This is a genomic window from Marinobacter sp. THAF197a, assembly GCF_009363275.1.
GTDB lineage: Bacteria > Pseudomonadota > Gammaproteobacteria > Pseudomonadales > Oleiphilaceae > Marinobacter.
The window spans coordinates 2811702-2837415 of sequence record NZ_CP045324.1 but is presented as its reverse complement, the minus strand read 5'-3'; the positions used below and the strand labels follow the sequence as shown (position 1 = coordinate 2837415).

The 25714-nt window shown below is 51.6% G+C and carries 22 protein-coding genes and 1 pseudogene; 10 read left to right on the top strand and 13 right to left on the bottom strand.

The genetic code is table 11. The features are described from left to right. Window positions 1-36: 36 nt before the first annotated feature. From FIV08_RS13160 to pilB, 10 genes are all read right to left on the bottom strand, one after another. Window positions 37-2256: a hypothetical protein gene (locus FIV08_RS13160; protein WP_152438657.1), complete on the bottom strand. Its 2220-nt coding sequence runs from the start codon at window positions 2254-2256 to the stop codon at window positions 37-39. Between the two features lie 128 nt (window positions 2257-2384). Next, window positions 2385-2951 (bottom strand): YfaZ family outer membrane protein, encoded by a 567-nt coding sequence (locus tag FIV08_RS13155; RefSeq protein ID WP_152438656.1) that lies wholly within the window; start codon window positions 2949-2951, stop codon window positions 2385-2387. Between the two features lie 166 nt (window positions 2952-3117). Continuing rightward, entirely contained in the window at window positions 3118-3306 is a 189-nt protein-coding gene (gene yacG / locus FIV08_RS13150; protein WP_152438655.1) for a DNA gyrase inhibitor YacG, read from the bottom strand. 34 nt (window positions 3307-3340) lie between these two features. Next, the gene (locus FIV08_RS13145) at window positions 3341-5695 is read right to left on the bottom strand and encodes a response regulator (protein ID WP_152438654.1); all 2355 of its coding nucleotides are present in this window, start codon (window positions 5693-5695) and stop codon (window positions 3341-3343) included. Window positions 5696-5738: 43 nt separating this feature from the next. Next, window positions 5739-6488, bottom strand: coding sequence for a tRNA (N6-threonylcarbamoyladenosine(37)-N6)-methyltransferase TrmO (tsaA, locus tag FIV08_RS13140; protein ID WP_152438653.1), 750 nt, complete (start codon window positions 6486-6488; stop codon window positions 5739-5741). A gap of 1 nt (window position 6489) precedes the next feature. Next, on the bottom strand, window positions 6490-7488 hold the full coding sequence (locus FIV08_RS13135; RefSeq protein ID WP_228715418.1) for a hypothetical protein: 999 nt from the start codon (window positions 7486-7488) through the stop codon (window positions 6490-6492). Between the two features lie 82 nt (window positions 7489-7570). Continuing rightward, window positions 7571-8176, bottom strand: coding sequence for a dephospho-CoA kinase (gene coaE, locus FIV08_RS13130; protein ID WP_152438651.1), 606 nt, complete (start codon window positions 8174-8176; stop codon window positions 7571-7573). A gap of 141 nt (window positions 8177-8317) precedes the next feature. Continuing rightward, entirely contained in the window at window positions 8318-9193 is an 876-nt protein-coding gene (locus tag FIV08_RS13125) for a prepilin peptidase (RefSeq protein ID WP_152438650.1), read from the bottom strand. An 87-nt stretch (window positions 9194-9280) separates the two neighbouring features. After that, window positions 9281-10498, bottom strand: a complete 1218-nt coding sequence (locus tag FIV08_RS13120; RefSeq protein ID WP_152438649.1) for a type II secretion system F family protein — start codon at window positions 10496-10498, stop codon at window positions 9281-9283. Window positions 10499-10500: 2 nt separating this feature from the next. After that, on the bottom strand, window positions 10501-12213 hold the full coding sequence (pilB, locus tag FIV08_RS13115; RefSeq protein ID WP_152438648.1) for a type IV-A pilus assembly ATPase PilB: 1713 nt from the start codon (window positions 12211-12213) through the stop codon (window positions 10501-10503). Between the two features lie 391 nt (window positions 12214-12604). On the opposite strand from pilB, the gene FIV08_RS13110 reads away from it, so the two are divergent. The 7 genes from FIV08_RS13110 to FIV08_RS13080 all read left to right on the top strand — a co-directional run bounded on the left by FIV08_RS13110 (window position 12605) and on the right by FIV08_RS13080 (window position 22066). Beyond that, the gene (locus FIV08_RS13110; RefSeq protein WP_323847456.1) at window positions 12605-13054 is read left to right on the top strand and encodes a pilin; all 450 of its coding nucleotides are present in this window, start codon (window positions 12605-12607) and stop codon (window positions 13052-13054) included. 103 nt (window positions 13055-13157) lie between these two features. Continuing rightward, the gene (locus FIV08_RS13105) at window positions 13158-15062 is read left to right on the top strand and encodes a tetratricopeptide repeat protein (protein ID WP_152438647.1); all 1905 of its coding nucleotides are present in this window, start codon (window positions 13158-13160) and stop codon (window positions 15060-15062) included. Between the two features lie 69 nt (window positions 15063-15131). Beyond that, the gene (locus FIV08_RS13100) at window positions 15132-15986 is read left to right on the top strand and encodes a glycosyltransferase family 2 protein (protein ID WP_216646150.1); all 855 of its coding nucleotides are present in this window, start codon (window positions 15132-15134) and stop codon (window positions 15984-15986) included. 45 nt (window positions 15987-16031) lie between these two features. Further along, a complete protein-coding gene (locus FIV08_RS13095; protein ID WP_152438645.1) occupies window positions 16032-17207 on the top strand; it encodes a glycosyltransferase family 4 protein in 1176 nt (391 codons plus the stop codon). Window positions 17208-17263: 56 nt separating this feature from the next. After that, the gene (locus FIV08_RS13090; protein ID WP_152438644.1) at window positions 17264-18373 is read left to right on the top strand and encodes a glycosyltransferase; all 1110 of its coding nucleotides are present in this window, start codon (window positions 17264-17266) and stop codon (window positions 18371-18373) included. Between the two features lie 306 nt (window positions 18374-18679). Beyond that, a complete protein-coding gene (gene asnB / locus FIV08_RS13085) occupies window positions 18680-20545 on the top strand; it encodes an asparagine synthase (glutamine-hydrolyzing) (protein ID WP_152438643.1) in 1866 nt (621 codons plus the stop codon). A gap of 264 nt (window positions 20546-20809) precedes the next feature. Beyond that, a complete protein-coding gene (locus tag FIV08_RS13080) occupies window positions 20810-22066 on the top strand; it encodes a lipopolysaccharide biosynthesis protein (protein ID WP_152438642.1) in 1257 nt (418 codons plus the stop codon). On the opposite strand, the gene FIV08_RS13075 is transcribed toward FIV08_RS13080, so the two are convergent. Then, entirely contained in the window at window positions 21990-23102 is a 1113-nt protein-coding gene (locus tag FIV08_RS13075) for a glycosyltransferase (protein ID WP_152438641.1), read from the bottom strand. The genes FIV08_RS13080 and FIV08_RS13075 overlap by 77 nt on opposite strands. Window positions 23103-23115: 13 nt before the next feature. Between FIV08_RS13075 and FIV08_RS13070 the strand changes: the two genes are divergently transcribed. From FIV08_RS13070 to FIV08_RS13060, 3 genes and pseudogenes are all read left to right on the top strand, one after another. After that, a complete protein-coding gene (locus tag FIV08_RS13070; RefSeq protein WP_152438640.1) occupies window positions 23116-23961 on the top strand; it encodes a class I SAM-dependent methyltransferase in 846 nt (281 codons plus the stop codon). Between the two features lie 182 nt (window positions 23962-24143). Continuing rightward, window positions 24144-24296: pseudogene (locus FIV08_RS13065) on the top strand (IS3 family transposase); the annotation flags it as partial. A 167-nt stretch (window positions 24297-24463) separates the two neighbouring features. Beyond that, complete coding sequence (locus FIV08_RS13060; protein ID WP_152438639.1) at window positions 24464-24856, top strand: DUF1622 domain-containing protein; 393 nt, start codon at window positions 24464-24466, stop codon at window positions 24854-24856. A gap of 64 nt (window positions 24857-24920) precedes the next feature. Here the strand turns inward: FIV08_RS13060 and FIV08_RS13055 are convergent, their stop codons facing one another. Both FIV08_RS13055 and FIV08_RS13050 read right to left on the bottom strand, forming a co-directional pair. Beyond that, window positions 24921-25202, bottom strand: a complete 282-nt coding sequence (locus FIV08_RS13055) for a pyrimidine/purine nucleoside phosphorylase (protein WP_152438638.1) — start codon at window positions 25200-25202, stop codon at window positions 24921-24923. A 16-nt stretch (window positions 25203-25218) separates the two neighbouring features. Continuing rightward, window positions 25219-25605 carry a glutaredoxin family protein gene (locus tag FIV08_RS13050; protein WP_152438637.1) on the bottom strand — a complete coding sequence of 129 codons (387 nt, stop codon included), beginning with the start codon at window positions 25603-25605 and terminating at the stop codon, window positions 25219-25221. Window positions 25606-25714 lie beyond the last annotated feature (109 nt).

Genomic DNA, 25714 nt, shown 5'->3' with positions numbered 1-25714 from the left:
ACAGGTTATACGAGAGCGTCCTGAGTATTGGTTCTGTTAGTCCGATTCCGGGATCACCGTGGCTATCAGTAATCCGATCTGAAACTCGGGGCCGGTGTTATCCCGCAAGGTCAGAAATATCTGGTCACCTGTTCCTGTGTAGAATCCCGCGAGTGTGAGTTCGCCGCCGCTAAGGGTGATCTCGCCGTTTTCCGAGGCAGTGACGCTGAGTGAGGACGCCAAGCTGGCTTGCCTTGGCTCAGAGACGTCACTGGATGGGATGTCGTGGTGAATCTCAAAGCTGGCAGCGTTAATGGTCGCGCCGCCTCCGTCGTCCAGTTCCAGCAAGCCGTTGTGGATCTGATGCATCCGACCGGTGTTATCGGTCATGGCGATGATAACCCCCTGAAGCCTGTAGCGGGCCGGCACCAGTGAGTCAGTGGGAGCCTTGCCGGCAATCACCAGGCCGTCGCCAAGGTAACTGTCATCCAGATTGAAGGCCATCAGTGAGCCGTCCGGGGTGGTGGCGCCAAGGCCCATGTCCGGTGTTCCAAATTCTTCGCCGGGCTGGTCTTCGTAGAGGGTCAATCTGCCCATATACTGGTCTGACTGGCTCAGGCGAGACAATCGGTTAGCCAGATTCCAGTCACCGGTTCCAGAATTCGCCTCAGCTCGCACCTGGCCATTACTGGCCCGGACAACCCGAAACTGATCGAGTGTCACCTCAGCTGCCAGCCGGTTGCCATCAGGGGTTTGGGTGTCCCAGTTTCCGTGCCCGGTTTCGAAAACCATTGGGTCATCTTCATTGCCGAATCGGGGCGCGATATACACCAGGTTATAGCGTTGCTCTGCCAGTGTGGACAGGCTGAAATTGCTGCTGCGCTCCAGGTGCAGCTCAAACACAGAAAGGTAGTGGTCTTCCAAAGTGTCCTGGCGTTTGAGTTTGCCTCCCTCTTCCTGCAGCTCAATGGCTTTGCCGGCCGAGAAATAGCTGGTGAGCACCCGGTCTGGGCTGCTGTCCTGTTCTGCTGGCGCGGAGGTGAAAGCGTCCAGGTAATAGGGGTTTCGGGTCCAACCCGTGATTCTGCTGCTGTCGCGGCCAGTCACACTCTGGTACAGGGCGCGGCCTGCTAGCAACCGGGCGGGGTCGATCGCATCACCGTTCTGGGCATCGCTTCGGGGTGGGGTGAGTGTGGCGGCCCCGGGAGCGCTTGAATGGCTGTTGCGCGCCCAAAGATCCGAACTCCGGTTGAAGAAAGTCTGGGCGCCGCCGTTGTCCAGACCGTGAATGAGTGTTTGCCGATCGTACGGAATGTCGGTGGCCAAAGAGGTGACATTGATGTTGAACGCTTCAAACGATGTGAGCGTGAGCGCTGGGTAAAGATAGGCGCTCCCGGTGGCTGTGAGCGCCTCTTCCTGGGCGGTACGGACACCCCATTGGCCGGCACCGAACGCATTGGATTCCCGGAAGGTCTGGCCAAGCTCCAGCCCCAGGAAGATCGAATTGTAATCGGCGGAACTGGCGCGGACGGTGTCTGAATTATCCTGGCCGAGCAGGGCATAATCTGCCATGGCCGCCACGTAGGCTCTGAAGTCGGCCCGGTTATCCAGCCGGTCGAGGGCGCTGGCAATACTTGCATTGGTGCCGATATCGATCTCGAAGTCATGCACCTGGTCCGCGACCGTGCCCCAGACATACTTATTCAGGCAAAGGCTGCTGTTGACACAATTCATGACCGTTTGAAAATCGACGGCATCGTAATTCCCCAGCCCCTCGACAACCAGGTAATGGGAAAACGGGTTTACCTTCACATCCCGGTCCGAGTCGGCGGCGAGGGCTTTGAGCGTGGTGCCGCGATAGGAGGCTTCGATAACAACATCGGGCCCGATGGGGACCCCGTCCTCAAACGCAATGATCAGGTAACCATCATCGTCCGTGGCAGTTGAAAAACGCACCGTGCCAAGGTCTTTCCTGAGGGTATAGTCCGTCCGGTAAACCTCGACACGGTCGGGCACCACAATCCGCAGATTCCTGCGTGTGGGTTCACCCTGCGGGGCAACGCTGGCCGGCACTTCCATGGTAACCCGGACTTCGTTCGGTCTCAGCCCGCGGGCGTTGTTGGAGTCGCCGGTGCTGCCAGGGCTGAAATCGTCCAGGGCATTGACGGCATTGCCGAACCGGTTGGGGATCTCCTTGACACCATCAATAGCGCTGTCGCCGCTGCAGGCGGTGAGTATCAGGGTGGCGGCCAGAAGGGTGGGGAGGTTCAATCTCATGCCAGACAATCCGTTGAGTAAGTATCCGGGAAGCCTAGCAACAAAAAGCGGGGGAGAGCGTGAGGAGTAGCACGAATCCGTTACCCGCCTGTTCGCCGGGTAACGGATTCAGTATCGGTGTGGCGCGGTTAGAAGAAAATCTTGATACCGGCCAGCACACCTTCATCCAGGTTGATGTCCGGGGAGCCGGCAAAATCCAGCTCGGTGTTCAGGTAGCGGTAACCGGCAAACACCTCAGCGTTTCGAATCACGCGGTAGCTTCCGCGCAGTTCCAGGCTGGTCATGTCGTCGGAATCGCCAAACGAAAGAATGGTTGGGGCGTAGTGGAGGCTGCCGCTGAATGACAGGCCTGGTACGTCTGGCACATTCACGGTGGCAAAGCCGCCCAGGCCAACCGCACCGCCGTCTACGTCCCGGCGACGCTCGTCATAGAAGACACCTTTGAGGCCTACACCGGCAGTGGTCGGCAGGTTGCCGATCGAGGTGCGGCCTTGCGCGTGAAAGTCGATGTTGCCGATATGGCGGCGGCTGTCACGGTAGGTGTAGCCTGCACCCAGCTGAATATCGTTCTGAGCACCGAAAAAGTTAACCTGGCCCTTCGCCGAGTTATTGGTCAGGCTCAGGTCCAGATCAGCAGCAAACACTGGGGCGGCGGCCAGAGAAAGCGCCAGAGCGGAGATGCGGGTTACTTTCATGTTTACACCTTTATTGCTGTCGTTTTAGTTCGCACCGGCCGGAACTGCCGGCATCAGCGATAGTTATGACTGAGAGGATGGTAACGACCTGCCAACCGCATCACAACTTAAATGCCCGTAAGCCGTTGGAAAGGGTGTTCAGTCGGGTGGATGTTGCCTTGCTGATTCAGTGCCGGGTGGCCTCGTCGATCTGGTCTAGATCATCCGGAGAAACGTTCTCGGCCGGCACCCGATATTCCTCATTGGCCCAGGCGCCAAGATCAATCAGTTTACATCGTTCGGAACAGAAAGGCCGAAAAGGGTTGGTTTCCGTCCATTCGACGGACTTGTGGCAAGTGGGGCATTCAACATTCATATCAGAATCCGGGCTGTAGGTAACATGCCGGTGCTCAGGATTCAGCAGCGGCCTGACAGTATTGTTCCAGTACTGCCCGCAGCATTTCAAGGTTGACAGGTTTGGCAACAAACGCATCCATGCCCGCCGCCCGGCAGCGTTCCTCGTCTTCTTCCATCGCGCTGGCGGTTAGCGCAACCACTGGTACCCTGGCCCGGTGATGATCTTCTTCCCAGCGACGCAGCCGCCTGGTGGCTTCAAAACCATCCATTCGAGGCATAACGCAATCCATGAATATCAGATCAAACTGATGCCATTGCCACAGGGCCGACGCCGCCTGGCCGTCGTTGGCAGTCATCACCTCACAGCCGAGTTTTTCCAGCAGCCGGCGGGTGAGGGTGCGGTTCACCGGGTTATCTTCAACCAGAAGAACCCGCATCCGCCCGCAGGGAATTTGCCGTTGTTTGACCGTGACATCGGTTATTGCCTGTAGCGAAAAGCGGGTCAGGAAACGGCGTTCCTGTTTCTCCACGTCCAGAAACAGTTGGTTAAGGATGGGAATCAGGTAAGACTCCCGCAGCGATTTGCTCAGGAAAGCGTCAGCCCCGGCCTGCCGAAAATGTTCGGCATCACCGCGCTGAGGATTGGATGAGAGAATCAGTAGCCGCATGTCGGCCCATTGCGGGTTACTGCGAATCTGCCGGCATAACAAATCGCTGTCCATATCCGGCACAAAACCATCAAGGATGATGGCGTGGTATGGGTCGCCGGCATCGAAGGCCTGGCGTAGCGAGGTCAGGGCCTCACCGGCGGCTTTCACTGCCTCGATCTGAACCTCATATCGGGACAGCATTTCCAGTGTGATCTTGCGTGACAGCTCGTAAGAATCCACCACCAGGATCTTTCGCCCCCGGACCATATGAGAGTCTGGCCGAATACGGGTTGAGGCATCGCCGGCCGCCTGCAGGGTCAGCTCCACCCAGAACGTGGAGCCCTGCCCGGGGCGGCTTTCCAGATCCATGGAGCCCCCCATCAGATCAACAAGCTGGCGGCAGATCGTCAGCCCCAATCCCGCACCGGGCAGTTGCCGCTGGAACCGTTGGCCCAGCTGCACATAGGGTTCATACACCAGCGGGATGTCTTCGGGGTTAATGCCAACGCCGGTATCTTCAACCGCAAGGCGTAAGCGAACATTGCCCTCTTTCCGCCCGAGTACTTCTATGCTGATCAGCACATGGCCGGAATCGGTAAACTTGATGGCATTGGAGAGCAGATTGAGCAATATCTGCCGCAGCCGCACCGGGTCGCCCACCATAGCCCAGGGCAGGTTCTCATCAACCCGCATTTCAAGAGCCAGGCCTTTTTCCCTCGCCCGGGAACCCAGCATGTGGATCAGATCGTTGAGGGTTTCACGGAGGTCGAACGGAATCGCTTCCAGTTCCAGCTTGCCGGCTTCCATACTGGAGATATCCAGCAGGTCATTGATAATGGCCGACAGGCTTTCAGAGGCGTTAAGCAGTGTGCTGACATACTCCCGCTGCTCCTGGTCCAGTGGGGTGTCGGTCAGAAGGTTGGCGTACCCCAACACCGACTGCAGCGGAATGCGCAGCTCGTGGCTGACATTGGCCAGAAACTGGTTTTTGGCATGGTTGGCCCGAATGGCTTCATCGCGCTCGCCCTGGGTTTTGATCGTGGTCTGGCGCAGTGAGCGGGTGTCCTCCAGAATCTGCAGGCGCATCTTGTTGAGTGCCTGCTCAAGCTCTGACAGCTCATCCGGCCGGCGGGGCGGCTTTCGGCGTAACTGAAGTGGGTCAACCAGGGCATCGAGGTTTAGCTTGGCGGCGTAATCAGCCATGGTTTCCAGGTGCCGGGACAAGGTTACCCGAACGATCAACAACAGGCCCAGAGTGCCCAGCATCACCACCAGCGACTGGAACAACAGGTTCATCAGAGCCTGGTCCTGAACGCTCTCGTAGATTTGCTCAACGGAGGAAACAACCGTCAGTTCCCCGACCCGGCGGGGCTGGTCAAACGTGGATCGATTGAACTCAAGGGGAAATGTCTGGGAAATCACCCGGCCCTCCGGATACTGGCCAGTGCTGAATTCCTCGCCCGTGGTGGTAATGACACGGGCATACTGCACCGAGGGCATGGCCCGCATGTCGTCGAGGCTGTTGGCCACCTCGCTGAAGTTCATCACCCACAGGTTGGTGCCCATGCTGCCGGATATCAGCTCAACAGCCCGCTCCTGACTCGACTGAAGTTCTGTTTTCTGGCGATCAAACTCGCCAATCATCTGCACGCCGGTCGCCACCAGAGACAGAATCAGGCTGTAAAGCAGCACCCACCCCAGCAAGCGGAGAGCCAGCGGGCGAACACCTAAACGCTTTAAAAACCGGTTGGAAAGCAAGGCACAAGTTCCCTGTGTCGACTACAAAATCACCAGCAGCAGTTTAACAGACGGATATCACTTCCACACGTATCTTTGAATCATCGTTCACAAAACGAAAACGCACATTCAGGTCATAAAGGTTGGCGCCGTAAATGCGCTCTTCATCTCGCCCGCGGCGAAAGGACGGCCTGGGGTCATAACTCACGACGTCTTCGATCAGCGCCCTCACATCCGGATACTCCTCTACCGGCAGGGTTGCCAGCTGCGCGGAGGCCTCAGGGCTGAATGCCACGTCGGCGCGCTCGGTGGGCGCAGACTCTGCCCAGCCGAGGGAAGCCTCTGGCACTGAATCGGCAAACGGCAAATAGGGTTTCATATCTAATATTGGCGTGCCTTCGATCAGGTCGTGGTCGCTGATGCGCAGAACCAACTGCCCGTTTTTGCGAATCAACCCCTCGTTCCTGACCACTGACAAACCAAGGCTGTTCGGCCTGAAAGGCGAGCGACTGGCGAAGACGCCAATCTTTTTGTTACCGCCTAGCCGTGGGGGGCGAACCACCGGCCGCCACTCGGCGCGAATGGCCTCGTGGAACTGAAATGTAAGCCACAGATGACTAGCGGTTTCCAGGCCCCGAAAGGCGTCCTCCCGGTCAAACGGGCTCTGGATCAGCAGTTCGGCATGGGCATGGCGCGTAAGCCCCGGTTGGCGTGGCACCCCGAACTTGTCTTTGAAGCAGGAGTGGGTAATGGCAATGGGGGTGAGTGTGAGAGCCTGGTCTGCCGGTCGTGATTTATGGCGTGGTCTGGTCATATCAGTGTCGGTCAATCATGCCTGAAAAGTACATTTCGATTCGGAAAACCACCGAGGCCTGATCTTTAAAGCTCTTCTCGCGTGGAAACTCCATGGCCGGGATAAGTTCTGCAAACAGCCAGTTTTCGTACAGCCGGTACCTCCAGGTAATATCTGCAAAGTATGACGTGGTACGCCACGATGGCTGGCTTTCACCAAGGGCCCCCAGCCTGGGGGTGAGGACGGAACGATGGCTGAGCCGTTTACGCGTACTGAAGATTTGTGCTGCCTCAAACTTGCGGTCCTGGTGCAACCACTCGAGCTCCGATGACGTGTAGAAATGCCAGCCGTTGCCAAGTGACCGGTCTGCGCCGAACCATGACCGCGCCCCCCATCCCCGAGTATGGTAGTAGTATACCCGCTGCTGTACATTCAGCGCCCAGGCATCATCCAGTTGCCAGCCCTTGCTGGCTGTGGTTCGCCAGAACATTTCCGGTGGCAACCTCAGGCGGCCGCCCACATCGGTGGACAGGTTGATGGCGTCGCCCACCTGTGCAAGAAAACGAAGGGCACCGGTGGTTTCCGTATCGGTACGGTTGGGCTCTGTGAGTTGTCGGTCCCGTTCCCGTTCACCAAGCGGGATCAGCTCATCGCTTTCGCTTTCGATGACCAGGCGCAGCTTTTTCTGGGTGGTGGGCACGTCCAGCCGGAACCTCAGCTCCGGTTTGAATTGCGCCGGATCACTGTACTCGGATTCTGCCGCAAACCCGATTCTCAGATAACTCTCATTGTTTGGAAGCGAATGAGAGGATCGGGACAAAGTGCGATCAGCCCAGGCGCCAAAGTTCTGGACTGTGCTGCCATGAATGCGCTCCTGTCGGATGACCCAGTTACTAAAGTTCATCCACCAGGAATCTTCTGGTTCTGCCCAGTATTCATCGGGTTCAAACGTGTAGAACGAATACGGGAGTGATTCCGGTGCCAGCACATCCGGAATGGCGGAATCTCTTACCGTAAACACGGGCTCTGCTGAATGAGCAAGCGATGAAACCAGCAACGTATAAAGTAAAAGCGGGGCGGCCAGATGTCTCGGCCGGGGCTCCTTAACGAAACTCAAACAGGAACCGATTATGCAATTCACAAACCTGGCGCTCCACATCCTGTAAAGGGCGGTTATTGTCAATCACAGCGTCTGCCCGTGAACGCCGCTCATCCCTGGCCATCTGCGCAGCCATAATGCGCTCAACCTGCGCCTGGCTATTATCATCCCGCGCCATGGTGCGTTCAATCTGAACTTCTTCCGGTACATCCACCACTACCGTGCGATCCACCAATTCGTGTTGATCGGTTTCCAGTAATAGTGGCGAAACCAGCAGAACATAAGGCTGGGTATTGGAGGCTTCTGGTGATTGCAGTTGTCTGACCAGCTCCTCGCGGATGACAGGATGTAACAGGCGTTCAAGCCAGTTTCGCTCTTCCGGGTTCTCAAACACCCGCTGCCGAAGCGCTGCCCTGTCCAGTGCGCCGTCTGCCTGCAGAATCTCGCGGCCAAAATGCTCAGCAATTGCAGCCAGCCCAGCCGTTCCTGGCTCAACCACCTCCCGCGCCACATCATCCGCATCCACCCAGTGCACGCCCAAATCCCCAAAGATACGCACCACCGTAGACTTCCCGGACCCAATCCCGCCAGTTAACCCAACAATCTTCAAGCCAAGCTCCAAACCTGCAATCTACAAAGGGGTCTGACCCGAAACGGACACCAAACCAACCAGTCTACAAAGGGGTCTGACCCCGAATGGGGTCAGACCCCACCCTTCTGCCAGCGCCAATCTCCTAGAATAGCGCCCTCGTCAAACCCCCAAAAACCCAAACCAAACCGCCTGAATTTCATCCCCAAACCACAAACAAAGCAACCCAGCCGCCGCCAGATAAGGCCCAAACGGAATCGGCACCTCACGCCCGTGCTTTTTGAACACCATCAGCGCAATACCAACCACCGCCCCCACCAGCGACGACAGCAAAATCACCGCCGGCAACAACTGCCATCCCAGCCAGGCACCCAGGGCCGCCAACAGCTTGAAATCCCCATGCCCCATACCTTCTTTGCCAGTTACCAGCTTGAACAACCAATACACCGACCAAAGCGACAAGTACCCGGCAACGGCACCCCAGAAGGCACTGTTAAAATCTGTCAGCACGCCGAAATAGTTCAACACCAAGCCGAGCCACATCAGGGGCAGGGTGATGCTGTCTGGCAGCAGTTGTGTGTCGAAATCGATCATCGTCAGCGCCATCAGGGCCCATACCAGCAGCAAGGCCCAAAGCGCGGATTCGGTTGGTCCCAGTAAAGCGACGGTTACTACCGAGAAGATGGCGGTAATGGCTTCGATGATTGGGTAGCGCGGCGAAATAGGCGCTTTACAAGACGAACATTTGCCTCGCAGCACCAGCCAGCTGATCACCGGGATATTTTCCCAGGCCCGAATCTGATGGCCACAGGAGGGGCAGGTAGACGCGGGCTTTGAAAGGGAAAGTGGTGTTTCCTGCTTTCGTTGCTTCTCCGGTACTTCCAGAAACTCCTCACACTGGCAGCGCCATTCCTGCTGCATCATTTTTGGCAGGCGCAGGATGACTACGTTCAGGAAGCTGCCGATGCAGAGGGAGAATAGGGTGACGGTGAGGTATAGGAGCCAGGGGGTGGAGAGGAGTTGGTCTAGAGAGGGCATTCGGGGGCTCGTTGTTGAAGTTTTAAGTTACACGCCCCCTCCACGGAGAGGGGGCGATCTTGCATTTGCGAGCGACTTTGGGGTGGGCTAAACCACTTGCCCCATCTGGAAGATTGGCAGGTACATGCCGATGATCAAGCCACCCACAAGCACACCAAGGACAGCCATAATCATCGGCTCCATCAGTGCCGTGAGGTTGTCTACCATGTCATCTACAACGGCCTCGTAATGCTCCGCAACTTTCTGCAGCATATCGTCAAGATTGCCGGACTCTTCGCCGATAGCAGTAAGCTGGACGGCCATAACCGGAAACACATCCTGCTGACGCATTGAAGCCTGTAGTTGCGTACCGCTGGAGACATCATTCTTGATGTTCATAACCGCATCCCGATAAACCGCATTCCCGGTAGCACCAGCTACCGAGTCCAGAGCATCTACCAGAGGCACACCCGCTGCGAACGTAGTAGAAAGCACGCGGCCGAACTTGGCAACCGCAGACTTATCCAGAATTTCGCCAACAATGGGCAGCTTCAAAACGTATTTATCGACAATATCAGAGAATTTTTGGGATCGGCGCTTAGATTCCTTGAATAAGTAGATCGTACCTACAATCCCAAGCAGAACGATAAACCACCATTTCTGCATCCATTCAGATATACCGATGATGAACTGAGTAAACACGGGCAAATCCGCTCCAAAGCCCTGGAACAGGCTTTCGAACTGCGGAACTACCTTCACCAACAGGATAGCTGTAACCACAATCGCGACTACGATAACGGCGATAGGGTAGGTCATCGCCTTTTTGACCTTCTTCTTCAGAATTTCCGTTTTCTCAAGATAGGTAGCAATACGGTCCAGCATCTGCTCAAGTGCACCTGCTTTCTCGCCAGAATCCACAAGGTTGCAGTACAGATCGTCAAAGTATTTTGGATGTTTACGCAAGGATGCAGCGAAACCTGTACCAGAGGAAATATCATTCCGGATGGCCATGACCAGTTCTTGAAGACCCTTGTTCTCGAGACCATCAGCAACAATGTCAAAGCTCTGCACCAAAGGCACACCGGCTTTCATCATTGTGGCTAGCTGTCGGGTCAGCATCGCTATGTCAAACGGAGTGATTTTCTTGCTGCCACCAAACAATGGCTTGGGCTTCTTTTTCACTTTGTCTGGGATAATGCCCTGCTTACGTAGCTGAGCCTTAACAAGAGCCAAGTTTGAGCCCGTCAGCTCTCCTTTGGTCTTGTTGCCTTTTCTGTCTTTGCCTTCCCAGACATACGATTCCAGCTTCTGCGCTTTTTCTGCCATGCTTAATCCTTCGTCACGCGGTTGGCTTCCTCAAGGCTGGTCACTCCTTCCATTACTTTCAGAAGGGCGGATTGCCTCAGGTTGCGGAAGCCTTCTGCCTGCGCTTGTTTTGCAATTTTTATAGAACTGGCTTCTTCCATAATCATGCTTGCCAGCTCTTCAGTAATCTTCACCACCTCGTAAATACCGACGCGGCCTTTATATCCATTAGAGCATTTATCACAGCCCTTGGGGCGGTACAACGTGAAGCCTGTATCAATTTGTTCTTGTGTGAACCCTTCCTTCAAAAGTACGTCTTTGGGCACGTCTGCAGGCTGTTTGCAGCTGCACAGGCGCCGACCAAGGCGCTGGGCAATGATCAAGCTCACCGAGGTGGCAATGTTGAAGGCGGGCACCCCCATGTTCATCATCCGGGTGAGGGTTTCGGCAGCGCTGTTAGTGTGCAGCGTAGACAGAACCAAGTGCCCCGTCTGTGCGGCTTTGATTGCAATGTTAGCGGTTTCCAGATCCCGGATCTCACCCACCATGATTACGTCAGGGTCCTGCCGCAAGAATGCCCGCAACGCTTCCGCAAATCCCAAGCCTACCTTGGTGTTCACGTTGACCTGGTTGATGCCTTCCAAGTTGATCTCCGCCGGATCTTCCGCCGTGGAAATGTTGATGCCCGGTGTGTTCAGAATGTTCAAGCCGGTGTAGAGGGATACCGTTTTACCGGAGCCGGTCGGCCCGGTTACCAGAATCATACCCTGGGGTTGCGCTAGGGCGTCCATATATAGTTGCTTCTGGTCTTCCTCATAACCTAAGACATCAATGCCCAGCTTGGCCTGGCTTGGGTCCAGAATCCGAAGAACAATTTTTTCGCCCCAAAGGGTGGGCAGAGTATTCACCCGGAAGTCGATGGCTTTGGTCTTGGACAGCTTCATCTTGATCCGACCGTCCTGAGGTACGCGGCGCTCCGAGATATCCAGTTGGGCCATGATCTTCACCCGGGCAGAGATCTTCGGTGCAAGTTTAATGGATGGGCGAGATATCTCTTTCAGGATTCCATCTGTCCGGTAGCGAACCCGGTAGATCTTTTCGTATGGCTCAAAGTGAATATCGGATGCGCCGCCGCGGATGGCATCAAGCAACATCTTGTTAACATACTTAACAATAGGTGCATCATCTACTTCCGTAGCGCTGACGGCACCGTCGTCGTCCTGGTCGCCGCCCTCGGTTTCGACGCCCTCAAGATCAGCATCGTCGAGATCACCCATGGTAGTGTCATGGGATTCAAGGTACTTGTCGATGGCTGTGCGCAGCTTGGCATCGTCCACAAGAATCGCGTCAGTGCTCAATCCTGTGTTGAACTTGATCTCATCCAAGGCCTGAATGTTTGTTGGGTCTGATACTGCGATGAATAGCCGATTACCTCTCTTATACAAGGGCAGGGCGTTGTGCTTCCGCACCAACTTTTCGTCAACCACCTTCTCAGGCATCATTTCCGGTAGGAACGAATCCAGGTCCAGTACCGAGACGCCAAATTCCATCGCAGCAGAAAATGCCAATTTGGAGCTATCTGCCAGATTGTTCTGGGTAAGGTAGGTAATCAGTGGGATGCGGTTCTGGGAGGCCTGAAGAAAGGCATCTTTGGCGGTTTCTTCGTCAAGAAGCCCGTCATCCACAAATCGACGGGCCAGGCCCGTCAGGGTTACGTTTCGGTTGCTGCTCGCCATAAATGCTCTGAGGAAAGTCTTATAAGTGGCTGAATATCGTATTTATGAACACAGAGTTTAGATGCATGGCCGGGGTTTGGAAAGCGGGGTGAGTCTCAGGTTTGATCTTTCTCAAAGACATGTCGTTGAAATGTGCTTGTCGACTTGTGTTTGGTTCGGGTGACAAAAAACGTCACTCCTGGACGTGCTGTGGCGGGGTTTGGGTGATTCTGCTGTGTGTGATGCGCTTCACGGAGGGCTGCAAGGCGCTGAATGGTAGTATGTTTTTAACATTATCTTGCAATTGGCACGCAGGGTGCTTAAGTTACTTCAGGCTCAGCGCGGCTGGTAGGGAGTGTGCCCGACGGTCAGAGCTTGGATAAAAGAAACGACAACTCTAGAGGTCGATAACATGCAGAAGATTCAAATGAAAAAAGGTCAGCAGGGTTTCACTCTGATCGAACTGATGATCGTTGTTGCAATCATTGGTATTTTGGCGGCTGTTGCTATTCCTGCGTATCAGGACTACACAATCCGTGCCAAGGTTAGTGAGGTTTTGACGGTTGCTAGTGCTGCCCGCACAAGTGTCGCCGAATACTACATCAGCACTGGTAGCATGCCCGCGACCACAACCGCTGCTGGCATTAACACAGATACCGGCCAGAGCGATTACATCACTAATATTGCTTTTGCTACTTCTTCTACTGGTACTCAGTTGACCTACACATTGGGCAATTTGGGTGGTACTGCAGACGCCAGCACTTTTGAATACCTCGTAACTGGTAATAACAATGGCGTTCAAGTTGATTGCACAGGCGGTTCCCTCGAGGCTAAATATCGTCCTGCAAACTGTCGCCCGTAAGCTGACGCCATAGAGTTTTCAGGCAGTTAGCTGTACGTTAAGAAAAGTCCTCGAAAGAGGACTTTTCTTTTTTGGCTTAAACAAAAATTAGGGTGATGATGTCTTGAAAAAGCTCTCGTGTCATTCGGTAATGGTATCCACAGCGTTCTGCGTTCTGCTCGCCCTCACGTGGTTCGTTTATCAGCCGGGACTCTCTGGGCCGTTTTTTCTTGACGATTTCGACAATCTGTCGGCACTTGAAGGCGGTGTAGAGAGTGTTGGCGATTTGAATCATTACTTAAGTATTGGTAATGCCGGTCCTTTGGGTCGTCCTGTTGCGAAGTTGTCTTTCTTACTCGACGATAATAATTGGCCCTCGAATCCTGAAGACTTCAAGAAAACCAATCTGCTCATCCACCTTTTGGTCGGTATTATTGGGTTTATTGCCTTACGGGTTCTTGGGCGCCAACTCCTAAAAGATTCATCTGCCAATTGGATTGCTCTGGCGGCAACTGCCATCTGGTTAGTTCACCCGATGCAGGTATCAACAGTTCTCTACGTTGTTCAGCGCATGACACAGCTCTCAGCGCTATTCAGCTTGTTGGGGATTGCTGCACATTTGTTTCTCAGAATGAGATACCCGGAGCCTAGGATTTTCCAACTTGCTTTGCTCAGTGGCTCTCTGGGTCTGTTTACGTTGCTGGCCATCCTGAGCAAGGAATCCGGCGCTTTGTTGCCTGTTTATATATTGGTAATCGAGGCTACTATTCTCGCGTCAAAAAAGCAGTCGGCTCTGTTTCTCTGGTGGAAGCGAATAAGTTTAGTCGCTCCAACGACCTTTATACTTATCTATGTTTTGTATTTTCCGAAATGGGTCGGTAGTTATGCAAACCGTGATTTTACCTTACAGGAAAGGTTGCTGACTCAGTCTGTGGTTCTATGGGACTACATAGAAAGCTTATTTGATCTGCAAGTTCATCAATTGGGGCTCTTTCAAGACGACTACCCCATCTACTCAAGTCTTTGGGTGCCCGAAGTCTTTTTTTCGGTTCTTGGCATTGTTCTGTTCGTCGGTTTTGCAGTGATGTTCCGTCGCTCTTACCCGGTATTAAGTTTTGGCATTTTATGGTTCTTTGCAGGCCATATTATTGAGTCCTCCGCTGTGCCTCTGGAGCTGTACTTCGAACATCGTAACTATCTGCCGTTTTTTGGACCAATGTTTGCTTTTGTCTGCATATTGAGCAACGCCTTGGGAAAATACGTTAAAGCGGTCCCGAGGTTCGAAGCGGTCGTTTTTGCCATGATAATTACCGTAGCAGCGGGGGTTACCTGGGGCTACTCATCTGAATGGGGTGACTCCCGCCGTATTATTCCGATCTGGTCATCTGAGCACCCAAACTCGCTGCGTGCCCAGAGGACATTTGCACAGCATCTGGCCTCTGTAGGGTTTCCTGACGCCGCTCTTGACGTGATTGATGAGACTTATAAAGCCTTCCCTCATGACTTGAGCCTTCCCCTGATGTCTCTGACTTTTTCGTGTGCCTTCGAGAAACCTATCAGATACGACTTGGCGGAAATCGCACAAAATTTCGCTCAGCACAGGTGGACGGATGGGTTGCGTCCGGTTGTCTCTAATCTTTCTCGCTTTATACATGAAACATCGTGTTCGACCATTGCACCCGATGTTGCCGATTTGCTCAAGGGAACATTAGCCTTTGAAGGGCAGGGTACCAATACCAGCGGCGTAGCCGCGTTCCAGGCGATTGCGGGTGACTTAATGCTTGGGAGTGGTAACGCCGATGCCGCTTTGGAGTTTTACTTTAAAGTCGATAATATGTTGCCTTCCGTGGATTCAGCCACGCGCATCGCACATGTCTATCTCCGTGCGGGAGAGTTTCCATCCGCTAGAAGAATGTTGGAGGTGGCTATTGAACGGGATGCTCAGGATGGCATCTCCGAGGAGAAAATGGCTCAGTATATAACAATATTCGAGTTTATTGATGAGAGGATAAACAGTAATTTACCGTAATCTCGCGCTATTGCAGTTGGGCTCCAAATCAATTGAGACGATTATTGGTCAAGTACTCGGGACATATTGATGCAAAAAATATCCGTTATTATTCCAGCGAAGAATGAAGCGTTAGCGATTGCTGAAGTCGTCGAGAAGGTTTTTGTGGTTTTTCCAGACTCAGAAGTTATTGTGGTTGATGATGGCTCTGAAGACGAGACAGCTGCGCTCGCCGAGCAGAGTGGCGCAACAGTGATCAGGCATCCGTATTCCAAGGGGAATGGTGCAGCCATTAAAACGGGTGCACGAGAGGCTCATGGAGATGTGTTGGTGTTTATGGATGGAGATGGACAGCACTCTCCTGAAGATGCCAGGCGATTGATTTCGAGACTTGGCGAAGGGTTCGACATGGTTGTCGGTGCCCGCAAGAGGGGGTCTCAGGCAAGTTGGGGCAGAGGGGTTGCCAACTGGTTTTACAATGCCTTGGCTAGCTACATGACAGGGCAGCGAGTGATGGACTTGACGTCAGGGTTTCGAGCTGTGAGAGCGGACAGGTTTCGACAGTTTCTTTATTTGCTTCCGAATGGATTTTCTTATCCAACTACGTCAACGATGGCATTTTTCCGGGCCGGGTATTCGGTTTGTTATGAGCCAATACATGCTTCAAAGAGGCAGGGAAACAGCCATATAAAGCTTTTGCAAGATGGTCTTCGGTTCTTGTTGATTATATTTAAAGTGGGCACCCTGTACTCGCCATTGAAGCTCTTCTTTCCAATTGCATTTTTTCATGCATTAGCCGGTGGGCTTTATTATGCATACACGTACTACTTGGATGAGAGGCTTTCAATTGCAACAGTGTTTATGTTAACGGCCGGAACGACGATTTTTCTTATTGGTTTGGTCTCTGAGCAAATTACCGCCTTAATGTATAAAAATGATGATTAATATTCACGGTGGCGTATTTGAGTCTGACCATCAGTTGACTGTTCTATGAGAGTGCTGGTTGTTTCAACATCATTTCCTATCAGTCCAGAGTCTACAAGCGGGATTTTCGTCAAGAGGTTGGTTGACGCGCTCTCCAGAAAACTGGATGTTCAAGTCGTTGTGCCTGATGGGCGTCAGCGTACCGAACCGGGTGCCGATTACCGTGTCAAAAGCTTCCGGTATGCTCCAAAAGTGTTTCAAACTCTTTCTCATGAGCCCGGAGGTTTGCCGGTTGCTATTAAGGAAAATCCTGCAAGCGCGTTATTGTTACCGAGTTATTTTTTGTTTTTCTTCTTGGCGGTATGGCGTTACTCACGTGGGGTAGATCTGATTCACGCCAATTGGTCCTTGCCGGGCGTTTTTGCAGGCATTGTGGGCTTGATCAAAAGGATTCCCGTCGTCACCACGTTGCGGGGTGATGACGTTTCGAATCTCCGCTCTTCCTGGGTTAGAAGGGCTGTGCTTAGCCTCTTGCTGAGGTCGAATGCGCGCTTGATTACAGTTAGCCCCTCGATGGCACAGGAATTGTCGAGCATATTCCCGTTGTCTTCGGCCTCATTCCAGCATATCCCCAATGGCGTTGACGAGAACTTTCTATCTGTCAGCAGTCTTCAAGAGGATGAGATTGTTCCGAGGCTTCTCTGTGTGGGCAGCTTGATAAAACGCAAGCGAATCGACACCGCTATTGAAGCTTTAGCTAGGGTTCCCAAGCGCGCAACGCTAACAATCGTTGGTGAGGGGCCAGAAAAAAAAACGCTGGTCTCAAAGGTTGCTGCGCTTGGCCTTACAGAGAGAGTTGAGTTTGTGGGGGAGGTGCCACCGAGTCAGATTGCCAATACGCTGTCTCAGCATGATGCGCTCATCCTCTGTAGTTGCTCAGAGGGACGTCCGAACGTAGTTCTAGAGGCCATGGCGTCTGCTCGAGTTGTTATCGCCACCGATTTACCCGGTATCGTCGATTTTATCGAGGACAGCAGGACAGGGCTTTTGTTTCCGGTCGGAGATGTCGAGACGCTATCGGAAAACATCGAAAAACTAATGAAAAATCCATGTTTGAGCGCAGAGCTTGGTAACTCCGCCAGAACGGAAATATTAAATCAGGGTTTGACGTGGGAGAGCTGTGCAGCACGCTACTATCAGGTCTATGAGGCCACTCTGGAGGGCGCGCGGTGCGAGGGATAATTTCTGCCTTTGTATTCAGGGGGGCATAAGGACGTTTATTGGACGGCCGGGACACTATGACGAAAGATGTTGTTCATGAGATGACGAAAATTACATTATGCATTGATGAACTGACGACAGGCGGGGCTCAACGGGTTCTGCTCTTTCTGGGTAGGGAGTTGGTGAAACGCGGGCATTGTGTCGATCTTGTAGTGCTTTCTAATACGGGAGCGCTCTTTTCTCAAGTCGATGGCAACATAACGGTTGTAAATTTAGCAACAATGTCCGGCTCGAAAGGTGGGCCCTGGGTTGCTCTCACGAGTCTGATCAAGCTGTCCAAGTATTTAAGAAAAACAAAGCCTCATGGAATTCTGTCGACCATAACAGGAAGCAACCTTCTGTCTGTGGTTGCATGGTTTTTGGGAGGTAGGCCTGGTCGCCTTGTTTTAAGAGAGGCGACGAGCCTGAAAAATGTCTCATCGAAGTGGCGTCTGTTTCTGATGTCCTTCCTATATAGAAGGGCAGATGCAGTGATTGCTCTGACATCCACCCACGCGAACGAACTCGCCCAAGCTTTGTCTTTGAACAAAAGCATGTTAACCGTCATCGGAAACCCCATAGATTCTGAGTTTCTCGAGAAGGGTCTTTCAGGCACCGATAGAGATTTCGTAAAGAGTTTTTCGCCTTACATCGTGGCCGTTGGCCGTTTGACGGAAGCTAAAGATTTTTCCAGTCTCATCAGAGCGTATTCCTTTTTATCGCATTTAGAGGGCTTCCCGAAGTTGGTGATTGTTGGTGATGGTCCGGAACGGAACGTATTAGAGAGGCTTATCTCGGACCTGTCGCTGCAAAAGGCCGTGTTTTTGGTGGGGCATTACGACAGTCCTGCCGGTTGGTATGCCAACGCAGAAGGATTCGCCTTAACTTCCCTATGGGAGGGTTATCCCAACGCGCTATTGGAAGCACTGTACTTTCACCTGCCGGTTTTAATCACGCGCTATGATAAATCAATTGACGAAATCATCAGTGCACTGAATCTTCAAAGTTTTGAAGTAGCCGAGCCGGCGAATCCAAGGGACATAGCTCGAGCGCTAATAGCTCTATGGGAGAAGACTTCGCGAAACACTGTGAGCGTGTTTTCCAACGAAGTTATCGATGCTTATGAGGCGGCTCTACTAGGGTCATAGCGGCTTCTGCGTGAAGCCCTAATCGATTGGAGCATTATGGATGGCGGACAAATTCGGAAGTCCTATTGCTCAAATGAGCTATTCCGAAGGGATCAATACAAAATCAGGCTCGATTGAGGTATTTGGGGTCTTGCTTGTGAGGTTATTGGCTCCACGTAAAACAAGCCGTTACTATACCAACTACCTGATCAGGCCAAAATTCTAAAATGTCTTTAGTGTAATCTTTGATGATGACGGTTTAAGCCTAGATTGCCCTTTTTCTGGCGGGGGGCGTCAGAATACATCCACCTTTTTGGATCGGTATCAATGTGCGGTTTCAGTTTTTTATACAGTCGTATTGAAGGCGAAGGCTTGGAGAGGGTTTGCCGTGCCTCAGTTGCGAGAATGACTCCGAGGGGGCCTGATAGCTCCGGAGTGGAAGTTCGCCGGAACGCGGTGTTGGGTCATGCCCGGCTATCGATAGTGGGGCTGAATGATAGCCCCCAGCCCATGTCCACAGCCGATCATCGTTTTACTCTCGTTTTCAACGGTGAAATATATAACTACAAAGAATTGAAAAAGGAGTTAGCCCAAGGTTGGCAATTCGTAACCACTGGTGATACCGAGGTTTTGCTGGCTGGCCTGGTAACACGGGGGGAGGGTTTTATTGATCGGCTTGAGGGTATGTGGGGTTTTGCCCTCTGGGATAACGAAAAAGAGACGCTTTTGGTATCGCGGGATCGGATGGGCAAAAAACCGGTTTACTATTTCGCCTCAGAGAAGGAAATCGGAGTCTCATCCGAACTTCCTTCTCTAAATGAACTGTCACGCCGCACTTGGAAAGAAGACGTCAACAGCACAGCGGATTACTTCCGTTATGGCTACACGTTGCCCGGTAATACTTTCTTTGAGGGCGTTTTCGAATTGCCGGCCGGTTCAAATCTAACCTGGAAGGTCGGATATGCTCCGGTTGTCCGGCGATATTGGATTCCGGAGGTCAAGAAGTACAATGGGACATATGATTCGGCTGTAGACGAGCTACGGTTTCGTCTTACTGCGGCCGTTGAACGTCGATTAGTTGCAGACGTAAAGGTAGGGACGTTCTTGTCGGGAGGTGTCGATTCTTCTGTCGTTTCGGCTGTCGCGGCGCAGCTGACCAATCATAATGTAGAGTCGTTTACGATTGGTTTTCGTGATGCGTCGCATGATGAGAGCGTATTTGCTAAACAGACCGCTGAATTTTTGGGTATCAAAAACCACTGTTCAATCATAGACGAACTGGCGTTTGAGGAGTTTGAAAAGATACTGCTGGAGCGTGTTGGCCAGCCTTTTCACGATTCGTCGCTCGTCCCAACGGCGGCTGTGTCTGCTTTGGCCAGCAAGCACGTGAAAGTCGCCTTATCTGGTGACGGTGCCGACGAATTGTTCGGAGGTTATGAGCGGTATAGAGCAAGGAAAATTTTGAATCTCTATGTCTCTTTGCCTCTAGTGATGCGTTCAAGTGTTCGCAAGTTTGTAGATCTACTGCCTGAGCCAGAGAGCCACCATAGCCGGAGTTTACTGAAAAAGCTTCATTTGTTTATGGATGTTGTGGACAGACGAGAGGCTGAGCAACCCTACATTGCGCCCTCTTTTTTCTCATGGCGAAACTACGAATCTCTGTTTCCGGGATTAGCCGGAAAAGGCCATGGATTTCATAAATTTTGGGAAAGCCAAGAGGCGCTCTCAGATATTAAGGAGATGATGTTAAGCGACACGTTCGTGTATTTGCCTCAAGACATTCTGACTAAGGTCGACAGAGCGTCAATGCATCATTCTTTAGAGGTGCGGGCTCCATTTCTGGACACCTCCGTCGTGAGTCTGGCTATGAGTCTGCCAATTGAGTGGGTGCACGGTTGGAGTTACTCCAAAAAGCCTATTAAATCTGCCTTCTCAGACCGTTTGCCGGCCCAGATCTGGAATCGAAACAAACAGGGATTCGCTGTTCCTATCTCGCGTTGGTTTCGGGAAGATCTGGGGTCACGACTTGAAATCCTACTTGAGGAGGTATCAGTACCAGGCATGAATATGGGAGGGATCAAGAACTTGCTCGAGAAACATCGATTGGGGCGAGGAGATTACGCCTATAGACTGTGGTTGGTTTTCGTCTATCTAACGTGGAGAAAGAAGTGTAGTTTCCTTGAACCAAGCTGAGGGTTGGGCAGAGCTAAAGAAACACCTTCATTCTTATGCGCATTGCGGTTTTGATCCTTGGCTCTATGGATTCAGTTACATAGCGACGTTCGTCAGATGGTACCGTCATACGCTTTTGGACTTGGAAAGTTAACTAAATCGGAAACTTGGCTGAAAAGATCGCCCTGATTTAGCGATAGAAGAAGTGTTCAGGTGAGGGGTAGACGCGCTAACTAAAACCCTTAGGCTTAACTTGCGAGTATTTAATAAAGCAGGGCTGATGGCGTGAGCCATTTTGGAGATACCTTGGTAATAAGAAAAAGCTTTTACTCGACAATTTCTCAGCTTGCGGGGCGCTCTCCAAATTTCATTCTTCCGCTAGTCTTTCTCGGGAAGTTCGGTGGTTCAGAGGCTTCCGATCTGCTGTTTTTATCGCTTGCAATAGTTTTTTTTCTGGGAACGACGTTGTCTAATGCTGCCTCAGATGCTTTTATTCCAGATTTTTCTGAAAGTAAAATAAATAGAGCTAGTGTGAAATGGCGAAATAGTATCCTTGCCCTATCACTTTTTTCGTTAATGTTGGTAGCCTTTCTCGCGCCGGAGATAGGTTTTTATACACTATGTATTGCCATTATTTCTATGTTTCTGGTGGCTATAGGTCTTTCCTCTGCATTCTATGTTTCACAATCATATTTTCATGGGGATTTCGTTACTCCAGGTATCACCTGGGTTTTTCGTTGGGTTTCGGTGTTCCCAGTTTTATTGGTGGATAATGTCAAAATAGCCGCGTTGTTATTTTATTTTTCTATTCTAGTGGCTGATATTTTAAGGTGGTTTGTACTGAAAAAATCGGCGGCCCGTTACTTACATCAGTCATCGGATCAGTCCTTGAGGGTTGTAGGTGTCTCGGGTGTCTTTTGGTTCATGTTGAGTGCATCCCTTTCAGGGCTAAACCCCTTGGTCGATCGATTTATCGCAGGCACCCTTGTCACGGGATCATTGTCGCAATTAGAGGTGATCGAGCGAATAGCCTCACTTTTTCTCTTGGTACCGACAATTGGTGTAATGCAAGTTATAAATGTTGAGGTAAATCGAAAAATACAAAATTCAGAATTCCTCCATTTTGATTTTATGCTTCTGAAGTGGTTTTTTGCGGCTTCTCTATGGAGTGTTGTTTGCATTTCTTTCGTTATTTATTTCGGAGAGTTCGTAGTGAATTTACTAGAGATATCAGAATGGCTAGGTCATCAGAGCTTTATATTTGGAGTAATTATATTAATTTCATCGGCGCCCTCTATGTTTGTCGGAATGATTTGTGTTCGAATCCTGCTGGGGATGAAGAAAAGCAAGGTGGTGTTGGTCTATTCCGGTTGTTCTCTTTGCTTTAATGCTGTCGTGTCATTCGCGTTAAGTTCGTTATATGGTGTTAACGGGATTTTGTTGGGCACCTTACTCACATACTCTTTCACCGGTGTGATGCTGGTTCTTCACTGTTCAAGATATCATCGATCAAATCTCGATAATATTTGGCGGAAGATTTGATACTGAATTCTTCCCTAGCAGATTTGGCAATTTCTGCGCGATCGAATAGCGCCAATCTGTGATCCATTTCCATAAGGCCATCAAGGATTTTTTGATCATCGCAGAAATCAATTAGAACGCCATTCCGGGTCGTTATAATTTCCTCTGCACTTGTATCCCGTTTCGTTGCGAGAACTGGGACACCATTTACTAGCGCCTCAAGCATTGCGTTTGATAAGCCCTCATATCGTGAGGGCATGACAAAAAAGGCGGCGGTTGCCAGCTCCGAGATAGGATCTTTCAGTTTTCCACATAGTTGAATAGACTTCTCGTTAGATTCATGTGCTATCAAAGCTTCAAGATTGGTTTGCTCGCTACCCTCTCCAATTATCTTCAAGATATACTGTGGCCTCATAGTTTGGAAAGCCGAAAATGCCCGAATTAAAGCATCGAATCCCTTTTGGTACTCTAGGCGGCCGATGGAGACAATGGTGGTACTCGAGCATGCCGCGCCAGCATTGGCTATCATTCTTCGCTCAGTAACTCCATTTGGTATTACTACAGTCTTTGTGCTGTTCGAAATTCCTGGAATAGTCATCTCAAGGCTTCGTTGCAGTGACTTGCTGAGATTCACGATTGCGTCAGCTTTCGGGTATAGTTTTTGAGCCAGCCGCAAGTATAGTTTGGGAGCCCGCATAAGTGAGGAAGCTTCACGGAGAGGAAGGGCCTCCCTGACTATGTACTTTATACTTGCTGGAGTAACATATTTGATAATTAACGCTATGAGATTCATATCGATGATCGAACTCAGCACCACATCCGGCGGTTGTAGCCAGGAGAGGCGGATCAGTCTGTAGAAAAAGTGGCATGGGTTGGCATGTGTGTATACAGTCTGACCTGGTGTGTGTAGTTCTGCTTCGCTGTCATTCACGAAGAAGATAAAATCGTACCGAGAGTGCAGCTCCGCTGCCAGTGAAGTGAGAAAGACTTCTGCACCCCCAACTTTCAGATTCGGAAGAAGAATCCAGACAATCTTTTTTTTCTGATCATTTTTCATATTGGTGAGCTAAATGCTTAATGGGGCGTATTGTAAAATTTGTGGGGGCCGCTGCAAGGAGAACCAGAACTTTACTCGATTTTTAGCGCTTGGTGAAACTAATTGCAGAGTTTTGACTTGCGAAAACTGTAAGACCAGCTTCCTTGTCGGCGAGCCTCCTAATAATCTATATAATCATGAATATTTTTCAGTCGCCGGCGCCGATTATGATTATGAAAAACAGAGTCGCTCCAATTCGGATCACTATCAAGACATTATAGAAAAGTTGGTGTCCTATGGAGCCGGGTCAGCGAGTCTTGTGGATATTGGCTGTGGGATGGGGCATTTTGTCCGACAGGCGAGCGCCTCTTTTGAAGAGGTACTCGCGGTAGATGGGCACGTTGATCCAAGTTGCTTTGTTGGCGACCGCAGCCAGCTGTCTGTTGAGGACATTGATCGTATTGAGATTACTCCTGAAAAATTTGATGCAATAACACTCAATCATTCCCTAGAGCATGTCGATGACCCAGTGAGGTTGCTGGAGCAAGCACGGGAGGGGCTGCGGCCCGGAGGCGTTCTTTATGTGGAGGTTCCGTTCCAGTTTGGCAGTTTCTACGATAGAGTCGCCGCGATTCTAAGTCCCAAACAGGCCCCAGATTTTTTGAGTTTTCACCATAAGACATTTTTCTGTCCAAGGAGCCTTGAGCTTGCGCTGGAAAATACTGGTTTTGAGGTGTTGGAGCTCCGGACATTTTTGCCCAAGAGAGGGGTAGGCCGATTTCGCGGCTTGAGAGGGCGCCTTCGCTTCGTTTTTTTATGGGGGGCATCTCTCGTAAACAGGGCCGATTACATAGCAGTTTTTGCAAGACGGCTGGGCTGACACCCGTACCTCTGCCAGGTTAAGGTCCAAGTCTGGCTTAACGGTGCGGAGCCATCGCCTAAGTTCACCGTTCATTGTGTCTACCTTCGCCGATTAGGCGCGTTCTGGTCATCAGACACCTCGTTTATGGTGGCGATCTTACCACCTACGTTGGTGTCCGGATTCATTGAACCACTACACCGTTCAAATGGGACTATTTGCACTTAAACGATCTTCCTGATGCTGCCACGGTGATGGTCAGGTTGCCGGAATGGATCAACTACTACAATCGCGGCCACCCGCACAAGAGACTGAAAATGAAGTTGCCCTCGGAGTGTCGGGCGGAATCGGCATCAACGAATGAGGTGGTGTCCAGTTCAGCGGGGGCAACTACAGCCCGCCAGTTAGCTCGCCGGAGATAACTCGCTCCAACTTGTACGGCGATAACCTTTCACACCAGCTACAATCTGAGCTACTTGCTGTACTACGAACAGCATGCCATGCCCACAGACGTGGAGAATTCATGCTCGAAGACCTGACTGTCCGTATCGTGACGATGTTGTTCTACCTGATAAGCCTGCTGGGTGTGGCCGTTGTTGCCTGGGGTGTTGCGGAGGCTGTGATTCGTTTCGTCACACTGCTGGCAGGCCACAGGGGCGCTCACGCGAAGCTGGTGAGAAAAACTGCCCGTATTCGTGAGCGCCTGGGTGCTCATCTTCTGCTGGCGCTGGATATTTTCATCGGCGCAGACATCATCAAAAGCGTTATAGCGCCCGCCTGGGAGCACATTGCCATGCTCGGTGCTGTTGTACTGATCAGGGTGGTGCTGAGCTACTTTCTGGAGCGGGAAATGGAACGAACTCACCAGTCGGCACAATCTGGCCGTTTATCCGATCACAACGGCGAGGGTGAGTGAATTTGGGGTCAGACCCCAAGACATTTCACCCCGCCAAATGTTCTGGGGTCAGACCCCAGTGTTGTTATTCGTAGGTGCAGAAGTAGGCGGTATCTACGTCAGCCTTTACCTTGAAACTCGTATTGGCCGCTACCTCAAAGGCATCACCAGCCCCGTAGCGGGTCCAGCTATCGCTACCTGGAAGCTGAACGGTCAACGCGCCGCTGACAACGGTCATCACTTCTTTTTGACTGGTCCCGAACTCGTACTCACCGGAACTGATCACACCTACGGTTGCAGGCAGAGACTCGCCTTGGAAGGCAATGGATTTTACTTTGCCGTCAAAGTATTCGTTTACATTTAACATCGTAATTACCCCTTATTTATCCAAACTGCCGATTCAGCCAGGCATTGATATCACCAGATTCATACATCCATTGCGTCTCACCCTGGTCATCAGTGATCAGCAGGCAGGGCACTTTTACGGCGCCACCGCCATTCAAAAGATCCTCACGATTCGCCGGGTCGTGTTGTGCATCACGCAGCTCGATATTCAGGCCCAGCCGGGCCATCTCTTTGCGAACCTTGATGCAAAACGGGCAGGCCCGGAACTGGTAAAGCGCCAGGTTTTCGGTGGCTTTATCAATCTCTGCTTGCTGCTCAGGCGAGCGGCTGATGGCCTTCGGTGTACTGAGTTTCTCCGAAAGCAACATAAACGGTGTTAGAACCAGCCGCAGCAGGCGGAAAAAAGCTCGGATAATCATTCGCATACTAAAACCTAAACTATTTGGAAATGGGCGTATTTGCTGGAAATAGGGCGGCAAGGATACCACGGCTAAAAATTTGGGGTCAGACCCCAAGACATTTCACCCCATCAAA